Source organism: Billgrantia lactosivorans, assembly GCF_003254665.1.
Taxonomy (GTDB): domain Bacteria; phylum Pseudomonadota; class Gammaproteobacteria; order Pseudomonadales; family Halomonadaceae; genus Halomonas; species Halomonas lactosivorans.
The window spans coordinates 22595-40499 of record NZ_QHGY01000005.1; the positions used below are offsets into that span (position 1 = coordinate 22595).

At 61.1% G+C, this 17905-nt stretch carries 12 protein-coding genes; all 12 read right to left on the minus strand.

Translation table 11 applies throughout. From position 1 onward, the window contains the following. Positions 1-7 precede the first annotated feature (7 nt). The 12 genes from DIS04_RS12240 to rfbB all read right to left on the minus strand — a co-directional run bounded on the left by DIS04_RS12240 (position 8) and on the right by rfbB (position 17896). Positions 8-2023: a capsular polysaccharide biosynthesis protein gene (locus DIS04_RS12240; RefSeq protein ID WP_111414072.1), complete on the minus strand. Its 2016-nt coding sequence runs from the start codon at positions 2021-2023 to the stop codon at positions 8-10. 68 nt (positions 2024-2091) lie between these two features. Next, positions 2092-3081 (minus strand): UDP-glucose 4-epimerase GalE, encoded by a 990-nt coding sequence (galE, locus tag DIS04_RS12245; RefSeq protein WP_111414073.1) that lies wholly within the window; start codon positions 3079-3081, stop codon positions 2092-2094. Continuing rightward, a complete protein-coding gene (locus DIS04_RS12250; protein WP_179951268.1) occupies positions 3078-4043 on the minus strand; it encodes a glycosyltransferase family protein in 966 nt (321 codons plus the stop codon). Before DIS04_RS12250 ends, galE begins: the two co-directional genes overlap by 4 nt. A gap of 659 nt (positions 4044-4702) precedes the next feature. Further along, positions 4703-6601: a glutamine--fructose-6-phosphate transaminase (isomerizing) gene (gene glmS / locus DIS04_RS12260; protein WP_111414075.1), complete on the minus strand. Its 1899-nt coding sequence runs from the start codon at positions 6599-6601 to the stop codon at positions 4703-4705. Between the two features lie 22 nt (positions 6602-6623). Beyond that, complete coding sequence (gene pseI, locus DIS04_RS12265; protein ID WP_111414076.1) at positions 6624-7682, minus strand: pseudaminic acid synthase; 1059 nt, start codon at positions 7680-7682, stop codon at positions 6624-6626. Continuing rightward, a complete protein-coding gene (gene pseG / locus DIS04_RS12270) occupies positions 7679-9349 on the minus strand; it encodes a UDP-2,4-diacetamido-2,4,6-trideoxy-beta-L-altropyranose hydrolase (protein WP_111414077.1) in 1671 nt (556 codons plus the stop codon). The genes pseI and pseG overlap by 4 nt, the downstream gene beginning before the upstream one ends. Continuing rightward, positions 9346-10077 (minus strand): pseudaminic acid cytidylyltransferase, encoded by a 732-nt coding sequence (gene pseF / locus DIS04_RS12275; RefSeq protein ID WP_111414078.1) that lies wholly within the window; start codon positions 10075-10077, stop codon positions 9346-9348. Before pseF ends, pseG begins: the two co-directional genes overlap by 4 nt. Then, positions 10074-11237, minus strand: coding sequence for a UDP-4-amino-4,6-dideoxy-N-acetyl-beta-L-altrosamine transaminase (pseC, locus tag DIS04_RS12280; RefSeq protein ID WP_111414079.1), 1164 nt, complete (start codon positions 11235-11237; stop codon positions 10074-10076). Before pseC ends, pseF begins: the two co-directional genes overlap by 4 nt. A 2-nt stretch (positions 11238-11239) precedes the next feature. Then, positions 11240-12238, minus strand: coding sequence for a UDP-N-acetylglucosamine 4,6-dehydratase (inverting) (gene pseB, locus DIS04_RS12285; protein ID WP_111414080.1), 999 nt, complete (start codon positions 12236-12238; stop codon positions 11240-11242). Between the two features lie 26 nt (positions 12239-12264). Continuing rightward, entirely contained in the window at positions 12265-15783 is a 3519-nt protein-coding gene (locus DIS04_RS12290; RefSeq protein WP_162623051.1) for a capsular polysaccharide export protein, LipB/KpsS family, read from the minus strand. Between the two features lie 83 nt (positions 15784-15866). Continuing rightward, entirely contained in the window at positions 15867-16808 is a 942-nt protein-coding gene (gene rfbD, locus DIS04_RS12295; RefSeq protein WP_111414081.1) for a dTDP-4-dehydrorhamnose reductase, read from the minus strand. Beyond that, positions 16805-17896 (minus strand): dTDP-glucose 4,6-dehydratase, encoded by a 1092-nt coding sequence (gene rfbB, locus DIS04_RS12300; protein ID WP_111414082.1) that lies wholly within the window; start codon positions 17894-17896, stop codon positions 16805-16807. The genes rfbD and rfbB overlap by 4 nt, the downstream gene beginning before the upstream one ends. Positions 17897-17905 lie beyond the last annotated feature (9 nt).

Genomic DNA, 17905 nt, shown 5'->3' on the forward strand with positions numbered 1-17905 from the left:
GTGAGAGTTACTTCAGCCCGAACAGCAGGCGAAACAGCCACTGCACGCCTCGCTGCTTCAAGCCTGGTTCGCCGCTGTCGCTGGCACGCCATTCGGCAAGTTCGTCGAGCACGCGCTCGGGGGTCGTGTAGTGCCCCGTGGTACGGCTGACATAGGTGGGGTAGACGATCAGCGCCCCGGCAACCAGCTCATCCAGGCTCAAGCGGCGCCGGCGACGAGGATGAGGCAGGATATCCTCGGTCAGGCCCCAGCCTGCATAGAAGGGCTGCCCGTAGCACACCACCCGCTTGCCCCGCAGCAGCGCCTCGAAGCCGGTCAGCGAGGTGAGCAGGTGCACCTCGTCTACCTGGTCCAGCAGCTGGTGCATGGCAGTATCGGCCAGCACCTCATCGCAAAGGCCCTCGGCTCCCGCCTCGCCCTGGCCCTTCACCCGGGCGCCAGCCACCACATCGGGGTGAGGCTTGTAGAGCAGGTGGGCCTCGGGGTTGGCCTTGCGCACCGCCTGCAGGAGCTCCATGTTGCGGCACAACCCCGATGCCCCATAGGCCAGCGAGGCATCGCTCTCGACCTGCCCCGGCACCAGGATTACCCGCTTGTCGCCCGCCGGGCGGCGCCAGCTTCCCTGGCCCACGTTGTACTTGGTGATGCCCGAGTTCACCAGGCGCTCGCGCAGCCGTGCCGCCCGTGCCAACAGCTCGGGGTCTTCGATCCCGCATTGCAGCAGCCCCTCCAGGTCCGACGCCCGCGTGGCATCGTAGTAGAGCCCCTGGCGATCGAATGCCCAGGAGAGCGGCGTGGCGAAGTGCGCCCCCAGGCCCACCGAACGAATGAAGCCATCCTCGATACGGTGCACGGGCGTGCCAGCCGGCAGCCGCTCGGCCATGGGCTTGTAGCCCCACACCAGCGCCGCCTCCCCCGGGGCCACGCTCTCCGGCCTGCGGCTGAAGCGCAGCCGGCTGCCGGCGGTAAACCGGCGCACCGTGGCATGACGCCAGGGGGCAAAGCCCAGCGCCACCATGCGCGGCGGCAAACGCTCGCGCATCCGGCGCTGCAGGCCCAGCCATTCGATCACCCGCTCCGGCTCGCAGCGCCGGCCGGTTTCCGGGTCGACATAGCGCGGGTAACGCACCAGGGCCGCGAATACCAGCTGCGCCAGCGCTATCGAACGCCGCCGTTGGGGGGCGGGCTGCCTGTCCGCCGTCAGCCCCCAGCCGGCGTAGAACGGCATGCCGAAGGTGTGCACACGCTTGCCCCACAGCAGCGCCTCGAACCCCACCTGCGAGGTGACGGTGTAGACACACTCTGCCCCTTCGATCAGCGCCACGGGATGCACGTCATCGGCCACCACCCGGACGCGCGGCTGGCGTTGCAGTGTCGCCAGGTCGAAGTGGCCGGCCTTGCGCCCCGCCGCCACCTCCGGGTGCACCTTGAGCACCACCTGCCGCTCGGGATCGTCGGCCAATGTCGCCTCGAGCATCTGCTCGAAGGCCTCGGCCGATGCCAGGCCGAAGCCAATCGACGCGTCGCCCCGGGTCTGGTCCACCACCAGCGCATAGCGCGCCGGCAAGCCCTCGACGCTCTCGCGGGCGTGGTTGTATTTCGACACACGGCACTCACGCCACAACCTGACCAGCGCCTGTACCCGCCGGGTCTCACTTTCCGTAAGCGGCTGGCGAGCCAGTTCCTCCAGTGCCGAAGGCGCCGAGGCATCGTAATAGATGCCCTCTTCATCCACGACCAGTGAGAGCGGCGGCGAATCCTGCCCCAGCCCCAGCGAGCGGACAAAGCCATCTTCCACGCGCAGCAGCGGCAGTTGGCGGGTCTTCGCCAGCCGCTCCGCCCTGCTTGCTGAGGGTTTGCGTCCCCAGGCCAGCACCGCCTCGGGGATTTCGCTCAGTGGCCGGAGCCGGTCGCGCAGGTTGCCGCGGACCAGCTGCAGGCGAGCCTCAAGCAGGATTTCGAGATGCGGGGTACGGAGCAAGGCAGGCGTGGCAGCCAGGTAGAGAGGGGGCTTACTGGACAAACGGTTTTCCTTGGATGGCGATGTGGTGTCATGTCGCGCCGGCGGTTGCGGTGCCGGCGTTTAGGTAGTCACGGCCTGCCCTGGCGGACCTCGCGGCGCCTGATCTCCCAGCGCCACGCATCCCTGACGATGGTATCCAGCTCGGAACGGCGCGGCAGCCATCCCAGCTCACGCTGGGCGAGGCCGATATCGGCCTCCAGCCGAGCCGGGTCGCCCTCCCGCCGTGGCGCATCGCGAACCGGTACCGCACAGCCGGTCACCCGCCGAACGCTGTCGAGCACCTCCTGCACGCTGTAGCCACGCCCGCTCCCCAGGTTGAAAGCGGCGCTTTCGCCGCCCCGCCACAGATAGTCCAGGGCCTTCAGGTGCGCGGCGGCCAGGTCTTCCACATGGACAAAGTCGCGGATGCAGGTGCCATCCTCGGTGGCGTAGTCCCGCCCATAGCGCACCAGGGCGGGACGCCTGCCCAGGGCCGCCTGTATCGCCAGCGGAATCAGGTGCGTCTCGGGCTCGTGGCACTCGCCCATGTGCCCCTGAGGGTCGGCCCCCGCGGCGTTGAAGTAACGCAGCGACACCGAAGCCAGGCCGTAGGCCGAGGAGAAGTCCTGCAGCATGCGCTCGACCATCCACTTGCTGGCGCCGTAGGGGTTGATGGGGCGACAGGGATGGTGCTCCCCGATAGGCAGGCCCACCGGCTCGCCATACACCGCCGCGCTGGAGGAGAACACCAGCGATTGCACGCCATGCGCCACCATCGCCTCGAGCAGCGTCAGGCTCTTGCTGGTGTTGCTGCGGTAGTAGCGTGCCGGGTCCGCCACCGACTCGGCGACATTCAGCAGCGAAGCCAGATGCACTACGCCGCGAACCCGGCGTGAACCGAGCAGTTCGTCCAGCAAGGCCCGATCGCCCATGTCGCCGAGCACCAGTTCGCCACCCGGCAACAGCTCGGCCTGGCCGGATGAGAGATCGTCCAGCACCGTCACCTGATGGCCCGCCGTCAGCAGCGCCTTGACCACATGGGTGCCGACATAGCCGCACCCTCCCACCACCAGGATCATGCGCCCACCTGCCGTTTCGTGCAGCCCACCTGGGCGGCATGCGACAGGCGGGTTCGCTCACGGCAGTTCCCTGTCAGTTCGAGAATCGCCCGGCACCAGGCCTGAGGTTCCATGGGCAACAGCCGGCCGTTGATTCCGTCCTGCACCACCTCTTCGAAGATGCTGCCCCGGGGATACAGCCCGACCGCGCCGGCGCGGCTGATATCGAAGAACTTGGTGTAGGAGCGCGCCTGATTGAAGCGGTTGTCGACCAGCGGCGCCAGCCCGATATCCCGCCCCGGCTGCAGGAGAAAGTGCTGGTAGGCGTGCCAGGCCATGGGCCGCACCACCGTGACCCGGGGCACCCCGGCGTAGAGCCGCTGGACTCGCTGGTCGCCGATGATCTCGAAGCTCAGCCTGGGCTCGATGCGCAGCGCCTCAGCCACCGGCTCACGCAGCCAGCGGATCTCGTCGCCGTGGGAGGCACTGCCGTGGTAGAACAAGCTCACCGGGCGAGTCGGCGGGGCCCAGGCGGCCGGCTGCAGCAGGCCAGGCCGCCACTCGGCATACTTGCGCGCCAGGAACGGCGTGGAGACCCAAAGCGCGACCCGCTGCCCGCGCAGCCAGTTGCGCTGCAGCCCCGCCAGCCGGGCCAGTTTCCAGCGATAGCGCCACGGCAGCCCCTGCGATGCCGCCAGATCCAGCAGGTCGTCATCCATGAACAGCACCAGGCCCTCGAGAGTGTGGCGGTGCGCTTCCAACAGCTTCTTCCAGGCCGGCGGCACATAGCGCACCAGGATCACCAGGGCGCCTTTCAACAGCTCGCCCGGCAATGGCTCATCGAAACCGCGAACGACCACCTCGGCAGTGCAGCCATGCAGCAGGGGATCGACAAAGAAATCCTTCGAAGGGTTGGGGCGTTCCTGCACGATGACGATACGGCGCGCGGCGGCAACCGCCTGCCGCGGCGTTATCACTTCCATGGCGGCTCCATACGCGGCGCATGGCCGAGGGTAAAGTCGGGACGCCGGTAATTGAGATTAGGGTTGTAGAACGGGTCGTGCTCCAGCACCTGCGCCCAGCGACGGCGCATGTAGGCCGCTTCGGCTTCGGCGCGGGCCCGCTTCTCGGGGCTGTCGTCCTTGCCCCGGGATACCGACTCCAGGTGATACAGCTCGGCATGGGGGTGAAGTGCACCTGCCAGCCCGCCTCGCGCACACGCAGGCAGTAGTCGACGTCGTTGAAGGCCACCGCCAGGTAGCTTTCGTTCAGGCCACCCAACTGCGCATAGAGGTCGCGCCGGGTAACCAGGCATGCCGCCGTCACCGCGGAAAGCTCCTGGGCCAGCACGGCGCGATCGCAGTAGCCGGGGGCACCACCCGGCAGGCGAGAATGCAGGTGATCGGCCACCCCGCCCGGCTGCGCCGCCGGTTCAGTCGCAGAATAGATCGGCACGACCACCTGCACCCGCTCGCCGCTAGGCCCCGGCGGCAGCGAATCGGCCTGGCGCAGTCGCGGCTCAATGGCTGCTGTTAGGCTCGGCCTCTTAACCCATAGCGGTAGCACCTCTTCCCTCACTAGCCCGAAGGGCGCTCACTCCTCACAACTACTCACAAGCGTGAAGCGAGGTCACCCCTCCTCCTTACTCCACCGTCACGCTCTTGGCCAGGTTGCGGGGCTTGTCCACATCGGTGCCCTTCACCAGCGCCACGTGGTAGGCCAGCAGCTGCAGCGCCACCACATGCAGCACCGGGCTGAGCAAGCCGTAGTGCTCGGGTAAACGAATCAGATTCACCCCCTCGCCCTGTTCAAACCCGCAACAGCCATCGGCGAACACATAAAGCTGCCCGCCCCGGGCGCTCACCTCCTGCATGTTGGCCTTGAGCTTCTCCAGCAGCTCGTCGTTGGGGGCGATCACCACCACCGGCATCTCGGCGTCCACCAGGGCCAGGGGGCCGTGCTTGAGCTCGCCGGCCGGGTAGGCCTCGGCGTGGATATAGGAGATCTCCTTGAGCTTGAGCGTCCCTTCCAACGCGATGGGGTAGTGGTGCCCGCGGCCCAGGAAGAGCGCGTGCTGCTTGTGCGCGAAGCGCTGGGCCCAGGCCTCGATCTCGGGTTCCAGGGCCAGCAGCTTCTCCACCGCCACCGGCAGATGGCGCAGCTCGGTGAGAAAGGCCTGCTCTGGTGAGTCGTCCACTCCATCATTGGCGCTCTCGTTCGACAGACGGCCATTGGCCTTGGCCAGCAGCAGGGTCAGCAGGAACAGCGCGGCCAGCTGGGTGGTAAAGGCCTTGGTGGAGGCCACCCCGATCTCCGGCCCCGCCCGGGTGATAAAGCGCAGCGCCGTCTCGCGCACGATGGCGGACTCCGGCACGTTGCAGATGGCAAGCGTTCGAGTATGGCCCATAGCCTTGGCATGGTGCAGCGCGGCCAGAGTATCGGCGGTTTCCCCGGACTGGGAGATCACCACCACCAGCTGGCGGGGGTTGGCCACCGAGTGGCGGTAGCGGTACTCGCTGGCGATCTCCACGCTGCAGGGCAGGTTAGCCAGCTGCTCGATCCAGTAGCGGGCGGTCATCCCCGCGTAGCTGGAGGTACCGCAGGCGAGGATCAGCACGGCATCCACCTCGGCGAAGATCGCCTCCGCGTCCGCGCCGAAGATGCCCGGCTGCAGGCGCCCTGCCCCGCCCAGCATCTCCAGGGTGTTGCCCAGCGCCTGGGGCTGCTCGAAGATCTCCTTCTGCATGTAGTGGCGATAGTCGCCCAGCTCCACCGCATCCGCCGAGAGGCTGGAGGTGACGACCTCGCGCGCCACCGGCTGGCCCTGGCCGTCGATCAGCTCGATGGCCTCCCGGGTCAGGCGGCCCACGTCGCCGTTCTCCAGGTAGATCATCCGGCGGGTGACCGAGAGCAGCGCCGAGGCATCCGAGGCGGCATAGTGGCCCTGCTCGCCCACGCCCAGCATCAGCGGCGAGCCTTCCCGGGCGACGATCAGGCACGGTTCTTCAGAACAACCCGGCTCCTCCTCCCGCACAACCGCCAAGGCATAAGCGCCCTCCAGGTGCGCCACGGCACAGCGCACTGCGGCAAACAGATCCGCGGCGGGGGCATCGGCAAAGGCATTCCCCCCGGCCAGGCAGGCCTGAACCAGGTGGGCGATGGTTTCGGTATCGGTATCCGAGGTGAAGGCATAGCCCAGGGCCTGCAGCTGCTGTTTCAGCTCGGCGTAGTTCTCGATGATGCCGTTATGCACCACCGCCAGGCCCCTGGAAACGTGGGGGTGGGCGTTACGCTCCGCCGGCACACCATGAGTGGCCCAGCGGGTATGGGCGATGCCCACACGGCCCGCCACGCCCTGCTCGGCCACGCGGCGTTCCAGTTCCGACACCCGCCCCTTGGCCCGGGCCCGCACCAGGGCACCGGAGGCATCCAGCAGTGCCAGCCCCGCCGAGTCGTAGCCGCGGTATTCCAAAGTTCTCAGGCCTGAAAGAAGAAAGGGGGTACATTCCGTTGCGCCCACGGCGCCGACAATTCCACACATTATTGATACTCAAAAGGTACATTCAGGCGCTATTTAGACTAGATATCGTCACAGGACTGCAGGATTCCACTACATGTGCAACCTTCTTTCCCAGAATGTTGTCAAGCTCTTTGGGTGGTAAGCCATACCCTGGCCTCACGCTCCTCACTGCATCTGCGGTAATCACCTCCCCTGCCCTCATGTCTTTCACGAAGTACAGCGAGCGGCGGAACTGTGCATTGCCCTGCTCGCTAGATTTGCGGCCGTAGTCGACCTGGCCGAGGGCCTGCCAGGCGGTCTTGGCATCGCGGCACAGGGCGGCGAGTTCGGCCGGCTCCAGGGAGAAGCTATCGTCGGGGCCGCCGCCGTTACGGTCGAGGGTGAAATGTTTCTCGATCAGGCTGGCGCCCAGCGCAACGCTGGTAATGGCGGTGGTGTTATCGATGGTGTGGTCGGAAAGTCCGGTGACCAGACCGAAGCGCTCGACCATGTCGGGAATGGTGCGAAGATTGTAGTCCTCTGGCGGGGCCGGGTAGCCGCTGACGCAGTGCAGGATGGCCAGCTGCTCACAGCCGGCGCCGCGCGCGGCGTCGATGGCTTCCTGGATCTCCTCGGCGTCGGCCATGCCGGTGGAGATGATCATCGGCTTACCGGTCCTGGCCACGTACTCGATCAGCGGTAGATCGACCGCTTCGAAGGAGGCGATCTTGTAGGCCGGGGCACCGAGTTCTTCGAGCAGGTCCACCGCGGTGGTATCGAAGGGGGAGCTGAAGATGGTGATACCAAGCTTGCGGGCATGCTCGAAGAGCGGCTGGTGCCACTCCCAAGGCATGTGGGCCTCTTCGTAGAGCTCGTAGAGGGTGCGTCCGTCCCACAGCCCACCCTTGATCTTGAAGTCGTCGCTGTCGCAATCCAGGGTGATGGTATCGGGGCGGTAGGTCTGCAGCTTGACGGCATCGGCGCCGGCCCTGGCGGCCTCTTCGATGATGCGCAGGGCCGTTTCCAGCTTGCCGTTATGGTTGGCCGACAGCTCGGCAATGATGTAGGGGGGATGGCCGTCGCCGATGCGGCGGCCGTCAATCTCGATCCAGGGCGATGTCATGGGGTATCGGCTCCTTGTGAGTCGCGCCATTCCTCGGCCAGCAGGCCGAAGCCAATGACGTCGTGATAGGTGTTGCCGTCATGGAAGTGGTCGCGGTGAGTCGCTTCGCGGCGAAAGCCGAGGCGCTCGTGGAAGCGCTGAGAGCGTGAGTTGTCGGCGAGGACCTCGCCACACAGCTTGTGCAGCTTCAGGGTCGTGAAGGCATAGGTCAGGGTGCACTGCCCCAATCCATGGCCACTGCCACGGGGGGCCTCCGGGGCGAGGTAGAACCCCCAGTCGGCGCGCCCTGCTGCGGCGTCCACCACGTTGAGGTTGACGAAGCCCAGCGGCTCGCCCTCCTGCTCGTAGATCAGCAGGTGGCGCTGGGGCGCCTGGCTCACGCGCACGAACCAGCCGCGGTGCTCCTCCAGGGTAATCAGCCGTTGGGTATACATGTGCCGGCGCACCTCGGGATGGTTGCGCCAGGCCAGCACGCGCTCGAGGTCCTGGACCTGCATGGGCCGCAGCCGGCAGCTGCCCGTTGGCTGCAGCGCGGCCAGCACGTGGGCTATGCCCTGCCCGTCTACCAGGTCCGCCGCCTGCTGGCTCATCGCTGTGAGTGCGCCGGGGGCGTCAAGGACGGCCAACTGGCCGGCCAGCGATGCCTCGAGATCCGCCGGCTCCAGCGGCAGCGCCGCGCCGTTTGCGGCAAGGGCGTCAGCGATCTCGCGCTGGTTATCGGCCAGCACCACCATCAAGGTGGGCAGGCCCAGGCAGCAGCGCTCCCAGGAAGTGCTGCCGGCGGCTCCGATGGCGAGGTCCGCCTCGGCCATGCGTCGGGCCATGTCGCTGACGTTGACCACCACTTCGGTGGGCCAGGGCATTTTCTTGGCCTGAGCCGTGACGGACTCGCGCCAGGGGGCAGCCGCACCCATCACCACGCTGATCTGCAGGTCAGCCGGCAGGTCGCAGCCACTCAGGGCGTCCAGCACCTGGCCGGTGACGTTATCCTTGTCCACGCCGCCGAGGTTGATCAGCAGGCGCTGCAACTGAGGGGCGCGAGCGCGTCGACTGAGACTGGCCTCGCGCCACTCGCGGAACTCGGGGCGCAATAGTGCATAGCGGGGGCCGGCAAGCACCTGGCACCGTTCAGGTATCAGGCCACGATAGTCCTCTTCCTGGCGACCAAGGTTCTGATCAAGCAGCAGATCGGCGACATGGCGTCGATCCGCCAGGTCGTCGATCACCAGCAGGCGCGGCCTTGAGCCGAGAAGCCCATCGAGCACCGCCGTTTCCCAGCGATGATCCAGGGCGTAATGGTCTACCACCAGCCAGACGGGGGCCAGCTCGGCCAGGAGCGGCAGACAGGATGCGGCGTCTTCGTCCCAGCTCGCGCCCAGCCAGTGAGCATGGGCAGGCTCAGGCTCGGTGCCAGGCGTCACGGCTGTGTCGGTGTCGCGCGCTTCCTGCGCTAGCCGATGGACCGGGTAGCCACGGGCTTCGATCAGCTCGCCTAGGTGCCCCGGGTGCTCCCGGCAGAAGAAGTGGCATTGGGCGCCCTGGGCCCGCAGGGCATCGGCGAGGGTCAGGCAACGCATGACGTGGCCGCTGCCGATCTCCAGCGAGGCGTCGGCGCGAAAGGCGACCATCTGCCCCTGGAGCTGGCAGGGTATCGGCGCCTCGCTCATGCCCAACCGCCCTGCTGCTGGGCCTGCCACGCCTTGAACAGCCATTCGGCGCGCTGCCAGTCTTCCGGCGTGTCGATATCCTGGACGCGATGGCGCGGCAGCGTCACCGGCACGGCACGCTCGCTGAAGATCGGCGTGCCCTGGCGCCAGGCGGCGGCGCGACCCCAGTAGAACTGGCCGGCATCGTGCCAGGCCTCCTCCAGATCCTGGGATCGGGTGTGGAAGTGCTCGGGTTGGAACATGGCCACGCGCCCTTCCGAGGTCAGGCGCAGCGCACGCTGAATGGGAAAGGCGTAGCTGGTCACCGAGAAGGCGTAGTCGACGTCACAGCTTGCCTGCAGGGCGCGAAACCCGGCCTGCAGATCCTCGGCCTGCACGAACGGCGCCGTGGCGTAGAGGCAGCAGACCGCATCAGGCGCCTCGCCCTGCTCGCCCAGCCAGTCGATGGCGTGGGCGATGACCGGTAGGGTGCCGGTATGGTCATCGGAGAGCGCGGCCGGGCGGCGAAACGGCACCTCGGCGCCATAAGCCTCAGCTACTGCGGCGATCTCGTCATCGTCGGTGGAGACGATCAACCGGGCGAAGCAGCCACTGGCCAGTGCCGCCTCGATCGACCAGGCGATCATGGGCTTGCCGGCAAACTCGCGGATGTTCTTGCGCGGAATGCGCTTGCTGCTGCCACGGGCGGGGATGACCGCGATGGCCTGCCCTCCTGCCGCCGGTGTCATGTAACCTCCAGGGCGTTAGTCAGCGCCCTCACCACCTCATCCTGCTGGGCGTGCGTCATGGTGGGATACATCGGCAGGCTAATTGCCTCAGCGTAATAGGCTTCCGCGGCGGGGAAGTCGCCTGACTTGAAGTCGAACTCCCGGTAGTAGGGCTGGGTATGCACCGGGATGTAGTGCAGGTTCACGCCGATGCCCTGCTCGCGCAGACGTTCGAACACCTGGCGGTGGGTCGGGGTGACCCGGTCTCGCTTCAGGCGGATGACGTAGAGGTGACGGCCAGAGACGCTGTCCGGGCGCTGCCAGGGCGTGGTCACGGGCAGCTCGGCCAGGGCGGCATCGTAACGCTCGGCCAGGGCGTTGCGCCGTGCCACATAGTCGTCCAGGCGCTCCAGCTGGGTGAGCCCCAGGGCCGCCTGCAACTCGGTCATGCGGTAGTTGTAGCCGAGATCGATCTGCTGATAGTACCAGAGGCCATCGGCCTCATGGGTCATCAGCGCCGGATCCCGGGTCACGCCGTGGCTGCGCAGCAGGTCCATGCGCTGGGCAAGAGCATCGTCGTTGGTCAGGGCCATGCCGCCTTCAGCGGTGGTGATGATCTTCACCGGATGGAAGCTGAACACGGTGATATCGCTGTAGCGGCCACTGCCGATGTAGTCGCCCTGGTACTTGCCGCCGATAGCGTGGGAGGCATCCTCGATGATTCGGAAGCCGAACCGCTGGCCCAGGGCATGGATCGCCTGCATGTCACAGGGCTGGCCGCAGAGATGCACCGCCACCACCACCTTGGGCAGGCGCCCTTCCGTCTCGGCCCGTTCAAGCTTGGCAGCGAGCGCTTGCGGACAGAGGTTATAGGTGCGCGTGTCGATATCCACGAAATCGACCCGGGCACCGCAGTAGCGGCCGCAGTTGGCGGAAGCAACGAAGGTGATCGGCGTGGTCCACAGCCAGTCGCCTTCCCCCAGGCCCAGCGCCAGGCAGGCGATATGCAGCGCAGAGGTGGCGCTGTTGACCGCCAGCGCATGACGAGCGCCCACCTTTTCTGCTACCGCCTGCTCGAAGCGCGGCACCATGGGGCCCTGGGTCAGAAAATCCGACTTCAGCACAGTAAGGACCGCATCGATATCTAGCTGACTAATATCATGTTTACCGTAGGGAATCATAATCAGATCTTACCGATCTCATAATAGTGGCGGTCAATCCAGGCAAGTAGCGCTTCGTCACTCATCCAATCGTCGTTGTTGTTGCTGGCATAGACGAAGCCTTCCGAAACCTTCTTGCCATCCTTGATGCGGTTGGCGTCCTTGTCCCAGTTGTTGATGGCCGGCAGGATTTTGTAGTGCTCAAGGTACTCGTAGGTGTAGTAGGCGTCCTCGGCGCCGATCATCTGCTCGTGCAGCTTCTCCCCCGGGCGAATTCCCACCACTTCCTGTTTGGCCTCCGGGGCGAGGACCCGGGCCAGGTCTGTCACCTTCATGGAGGGGATCTTCTTGACATAGATCTCGCCACCTTCCATGTCCTCGAAGGCGTGCCACACCAGCTCAACACCCTGTTCAAGGCTGATCATGAAGCGGGTCATGCGCTCGTCGGTGATCGGCAACACGCCCTTGTCGCGGATCGACATGAAGAACGGAATCACCGAGCCCCGCGAACCCATGACGTTGCCGTAGCGCACTACCGCGAAGCGAGTATCATGTCCACCAGCGTAGGAGTTGCCTGACACGAACAACTTGTCGGAGGTCAGTTTGGTGGCGCCGTACAGGTTGATGGGGCTGCTGGCCTTATCGGTGGAAAGTGCCACCACTTTCTTCACGCCCTTGTCGATGCAAGCATCGATCAGGTTAATGGCGCCATGCACGTTAGTCTTGACGCACTCAAAAGGATTGTACTCTGCGGTGGGAACGATCTTCGTTGCCGCCGCATGCACCACAAAGTCGACGCCATCCAGGGCCCGATAAACCCGCTCGCGGTCGCGCACATCACCGATGAAGAAGCGCACGCGGGAGTCACCCTCGAATTTCTTAGCCATCTCCCACTGCTTCATTTCGTCACGGGAGTAAATGATGACTTTTTTAGGATTGTATTTCTCAAGAAGCATTGGGACAAACTTATGCCCAAAAGAACCAGTACCACCAGTCACCAACACTGTAGATCCACTGAACATACCACCCCCATAGCAATAAGACGACATCAAGCTTCGAGAGACTCGACGCTAGCAACAGAATTAATACGCAACATCAGCCTGCGCCTTAACTCTTCAACCAGAAGAACTTTATCCCCTTTCTCTTTAACATCCACTATCTCCATAGAATTATGCCAAATATCACAACCCGCCCTATCCTTCTTTCGCCAGTCAATCTCTGAAGAATTAGAAAACATCAACGTTTCACAGCCAAGCGCACCAGCCAGCTCAGCAACCGTCGTTGCTGGAGAAATAATGACATCCATACACCTCATCAATGCAGCAACACTCTCGAAGTCGTTATAATGATCCACATCCTCGAAATCAATCAGCTTTCCAGGAAATCTCGCCTCAACCCAGTCAAGTTCCTCTTGGCACTCATCGTATTGAAAGTTGACGAACTGAACGCCTTCAATGTCGAAAATTTTGGAGAGCTGCTCAATGGATAAATAGTGCTCATTTCTAGCACTGGTAGCTAGGCTGCTTCTCCAAGACACTCCGACAAGAGTTTTACCTTTGTATTTTTTCAGCCTCTCTTGGAATCTTCTAACCAAAACAGGATCTGGTGAGAGATAAGCAATCCCAGGGAACTCATCCTTACTTGGCAAGACACGATGCAAAAGATCCGTGACAAAAAGCACCTTGTCAGACTCAGCAACCTCATCAGCAGCAACATTGTCAACAACGCCAATAATATCAGAGCCAGGGACACGAGTATAATTTTCAAGATCAATTCTATCGCTATTTCTTGGCCTTTCGACAGGAACAAACCTCAATCCAGGAAATGACCTAGAAAACAAGCTTTTTAGGCGCGGGCTACAGGCAATGACAACATTACTAGCACCAAGATGGCTTACAATACTATTGTAAATAGACGCAAATCGAATTTCATCTCCAGGACCAAATATCGCCAGGAGAAAGACCTTTTCCTCTACCCCCAGGGGGGAGTCGAAATTATAGTATTTTGACTTATAGTACTTCTCAACGGAGCAACGTATACCGATCTCGGTGAAAGTTTCAAATGCCTCACAAATCATGCCATTGCCAAAATAAGCTTTCCTTCTATGCATTTCACCAATATCAATTTTCTGAGAAAGTGCCTTATTCATAAGATCGAGGCTTTCTGCGTACAAACCCTTTAATACAAAAAGCCTCATCGATTCAACTACATTCATAGCAGACAGCCCCCTACTACGAACAGACTTCATGACAGATAGCGCTTCTTCCAACTTCCCATTGTAGGAGAGCGCTTGAGAAAGCCTTATAACATCCATTTCTGATGGGTCATCAAGAGAAGCAACCAATCTCCTTGCAAGATGCTCAGACTTAGTGAATTCTTCCGAATCAATATACGCCTGAACAAGCATAGCGCTAGGAATAGCGCAAAGCCTTAATTGCGATAAAACAACGTCCCTATCAAAAGAATAAAACAAGCCATCAAATTTTTCCACATCATTAAGCGCAAAAATCAATTTATCAGGCCTAAATATTATAAGCTTACTCAACACCTGAAGATGCCGATTTCTGTCATAAGAGCAGCTATTGTAGGACCTGAACTCAGACAGAACTCCAAACCTATTGCCCAGGAAAATATCGGCGCTCTGGATGAGCAAAGAAAAACTTGCCGAAGACTTATAATCGAAACAAATATTGGAATAAATAACCAGCCCTTTAATGACCTTACAGAAACCCTCTCCAGAAATAAGCAATTTTTTTGCCATATCAAGAAACCCATCAAAGTCCCTTGAATCAATCATTTGCTCATAAATATTAATAGCCGTAGCGCATGCTTCCTTATCTTCTCTCAGATCAACAAAACGAAGAGGCTCTTTATTTATACCCCTACCTCCAGAATACTGTGCTTTCTTACCAACAATCCCTGGCCAGGTTGAAGCCAATCTTTTTTCCAGGTGCTTTGAATGAAAATCATCTTTGATAGAAAACAGCCACACCCAATGCTTCAAGAGGTAATCACCGGGATATTGGGCTTCTAAAAACACCAGTATCTCGTTGAATAGGTCCGCATCAACAAAGCCTCTTAAAATACCCAGATAGGCGTCTCTCGCCTTATCTCCAGAAAGACTCCCCAAGATAAAATAAGGGATAATTTTCGAGTAGACATCCCCATTAAAACTCCCAAGAACCACACGATGGTCACACAACTTCAATATTTTAATGTCAAAACCAGGTTCTGCGGCTTTCTTTGCCACCCAAAAAGCAGCTGGCCATTGAAAGCTTGGCATCATAAAATACTTACCAAAGCCTTCGTTCTTATCCCAAGAAGTCAAGCTTAATGACTCTCTCTCAGCTGAAATTCGATAACAAGAAGCCATCAAGCCAACGAAAGAGTCCGACAAATTGGCCAAATACTTTGGATAGAGAATATAGGAAGCCAAAAACAGCTCGGTTAAGGAAAGGTTTCTACCACGCCTTTCTATCTTGACCCGATCATCGGTCAAACCCCAGCCCGAATAAAAAGGAGCACCTACCAAGGTAACTTTCTTTCCTCTTATCAGCGCCTCAAGACCTGTCAGAGAAGTAATCGTGTAAACATGATCAGAACTTTCTATAAAATCAACCCCCCCCTCTTCAGGAGATGCTATCTTTGCAAACTTCTCTACACGCTTTTTTTTGAATGCGCTTTTCTGGAAGCCTTTGTATACCTCAGGATGAGGGCGGTATACTACTTCCGCATCAGGGTTTTCGTAATAAGCAAGTTTCACTAGGTCTTCACTGGTCCAGCCATCGGGATTTCCATACCTGATAGAGGCATCGGCATCCACCTGACCAATGACAATCACCCGTTTTTTAAGCTTTACGCCACTTCTTTCGTTAATCGCGGGAAGATTGTATTTTGACAGCCTCAACGCCTTTAGCTCTTCGAGAGCAAACGCTGCCTTTTCTAGCAACTCTCTGTCAGCATTGAAGTCATGATAATTAAGAACATTTTCGATATCGGATGGCTGATAGCAGTTGTAGTAAAATCCAGTTTTATCGATCACCAATGAGTATGGCGTCGCGTGGGAAGCTCCTAGCTCAGCAGAACGTACAAATCCATCTTCTATACGCCAGACTGGATATCTGGCTAATTTTAGGTAGCGGCTAAGCAGCTTGCTTTCAGTATAGCCCCAAACAAGAACCACTGCTGGCTTCACTTTAAGCCGAAAGAACAGCTTAATTGCGCTAAAACCCACCTTCTTCCTAGGTAAGAAAGCCACACGGTAATCTGGCAGGTAGTCAGCCACGAAGCCGAACTTCCAGTCATTGCAACCAATGACAACAATAATCGGATGTTCTGGATTGTCTAACCAGCTATCTCCAACCAAATACAGACTTTCATATCCAGACTTATCACCTAATGCCAAGAAGGGATCATGAACGTCATAGGGATACTTCTCCCCTTGAGGTTTTTTTTTGCCGAGCCAGCTTCTCAGCCTTGATTCTATGAAGCTCTTAACCTCTTTCCCCAGCGGACCTTTTTTTCTAGAAAACAAAGCACAATCCTCAAACTGTTTATATCGTGCCAAACGCCGTAACGGAAGTATTCCCATATTTCTACAGAGAGTTGCAGTCAGGTAGCGAGCCCGCCCCGCCGGCCAGTACGATGCCTTTACGTCGCATGACGTTGCTCCGGAGGAGGGGCACCATGGGGTGAGCCGTTGAACACGGGGTGATTGTCGAGTACGGCTCTGAGCCCTTTCTCCCAGGCAGGCATCTGCAGCCCCAGGGCCTTTTCCAGCCGGCTCACATCGAGCCGGGAGTTGAGCGGCCGCTCGGCTGGCGTGGGATAGTCGGTGGTGGAGATGGGCCTCACCCGTTCCGGGCGGATGCGCAGGCGAAGCCCGCGTGAGTCGGCATGCTGGAATATCGCCTGGGCAAAGCCGTGCCAGCTGGTACTGCCCCGCGCCGCCAGGTGGTAGATGCCCTGTTCCAGCGACGAGCCGCGGGGGGAGACCAGCGGAGTGAGTGCCAGGGCGGTGGTGTCGGCGATCAGCCTGGCACTGGTGGGTGCACCCACCTGATCGTCGACGACCTCGAGCTCGTCATGGGTCTGCCCCATACGCAGCATGGTATTGAGAAAGTTGCGCCCCCGCTCGCTGTAGACCCAGCTGGTGCGAAAGATCAGGTGGCGACAGCAGCTGTCGAGAATCGCCTGGTCCCCATCCAGCTTGCTTCTGCCGTAGACCGAAAGCGGCAGGCAGGCTTCCTCTTCGCTGTAGGGCTGCTCGCTGTCGCCGGCATAGACATAGTCGCTGGAGTAGTGCACCAGCAAGGCGCCATTCTTGCGTGCATAGGAAGCCAGCTGCTCGGGCAGCTCGGCGTTGAGCTCTTGAGCCTGCGCCGGATGTTCTTCGGCGGCATCCACGGCTGTCCAGGCGGCGGCGTTGACGATCACATCAGGTTCCACGTGGCGCAGAAAGCTTGCCACCTGGGTGAGGTTGGCCAGGTTGAGTTCTGCGCGCACCGGGGCGATCACTCGCCCCAGCGGGGCCAGGCTACGCTGGAGTTCGAAACCCACCTGGCCGGTACCGCCTGTCAGCAGGATCTTCATATCGCCACCCCCAGTCGCTCGCCCTGGTAGCGGTCTTCGCGCACCCGCTGCCACCAGCTACGGTTGGCCAGGTACCACTGCACGGTCTTGCGCAGGCCGGTATCGAAGGTTTCCCGCGGGCGCCAGCCAAGCTCGCGCTCGATCTTGCCGGCATCGATGGCGTAGCGCCGGTCGTGCCCAGGGCGGTCGGCAACGAAAGTGACCAGTTCGCGATGCGAGCCTCGTGGGGAGAGGTGCGCCGTGCCCGCCAGCTCATCGAGCAGGTCGCAGAGGGTCTGCAACACTTCCAGATTGGTCTTCTCGGTATGGCCGCCGATGTTGTAGGTCTCCCCTACCTTGCCTTCGGTGGCGACCTGGATCAGCGCGCGGGCGTGGTCTTCCACGTAGAGCCAGTCGCGCACTTGCTGGCCGTCGCCGTAGACCGGCAGCGGCTTGCCCGCCAGGCCATTGAGGATCATCAAGGGAATCAGCTTTTCGGGGAAGTGATAGGGCCCGTAGTTGTTGGAGCAGTTGGTGACCAGGGTGGGCAGGCCGAAGGTGCGCTGCCAGGCGCGCACCAGGTGGTCGGAACCGGCCTTGCTCGCGGCATAGGGCGAGTTGGGTGCATAGGGGGTGGTTTCCGTGAACAGGCCTGCTTGCTCATCCAGGTCGCCGTACACTTCGTCAGTGGAGATATGGTGAAAGCGAAAGCCGCTGGCCTTGCCCGGGTTGGCGGCCTGCAGGGCCTTCCAGTAGGCGCGCGCCACCTCAAGCAATACGGCCGTGCCGACTACGTTGGTCTGGATGAACTCGGCGGGGCCGTCGATGGAGCGGTCCACGTGGCTTTCGGCTGCCAGGTGCATCACCACATCGGGCTGATGCTGCTCGAAGGCTGCCTGCAGTGCCACGGCATCGCAGATGTCGGCCTGCACGAAGGTGTAGCGCGGGCTGTCGGCAAGGCTTGCCAGCGAAGCGAGATTGCCGGCATAGGTGAGCTTGTCGAGATTGACGACGCGGTGGGGGGTGCGAGCGATCAGCTCGCGGACCACGGCGGAGCCGATGAAACCGGCCCCACCGGTGACCAGGAAGGTCTTCGGCTGGATAGACATTTGTTCTTC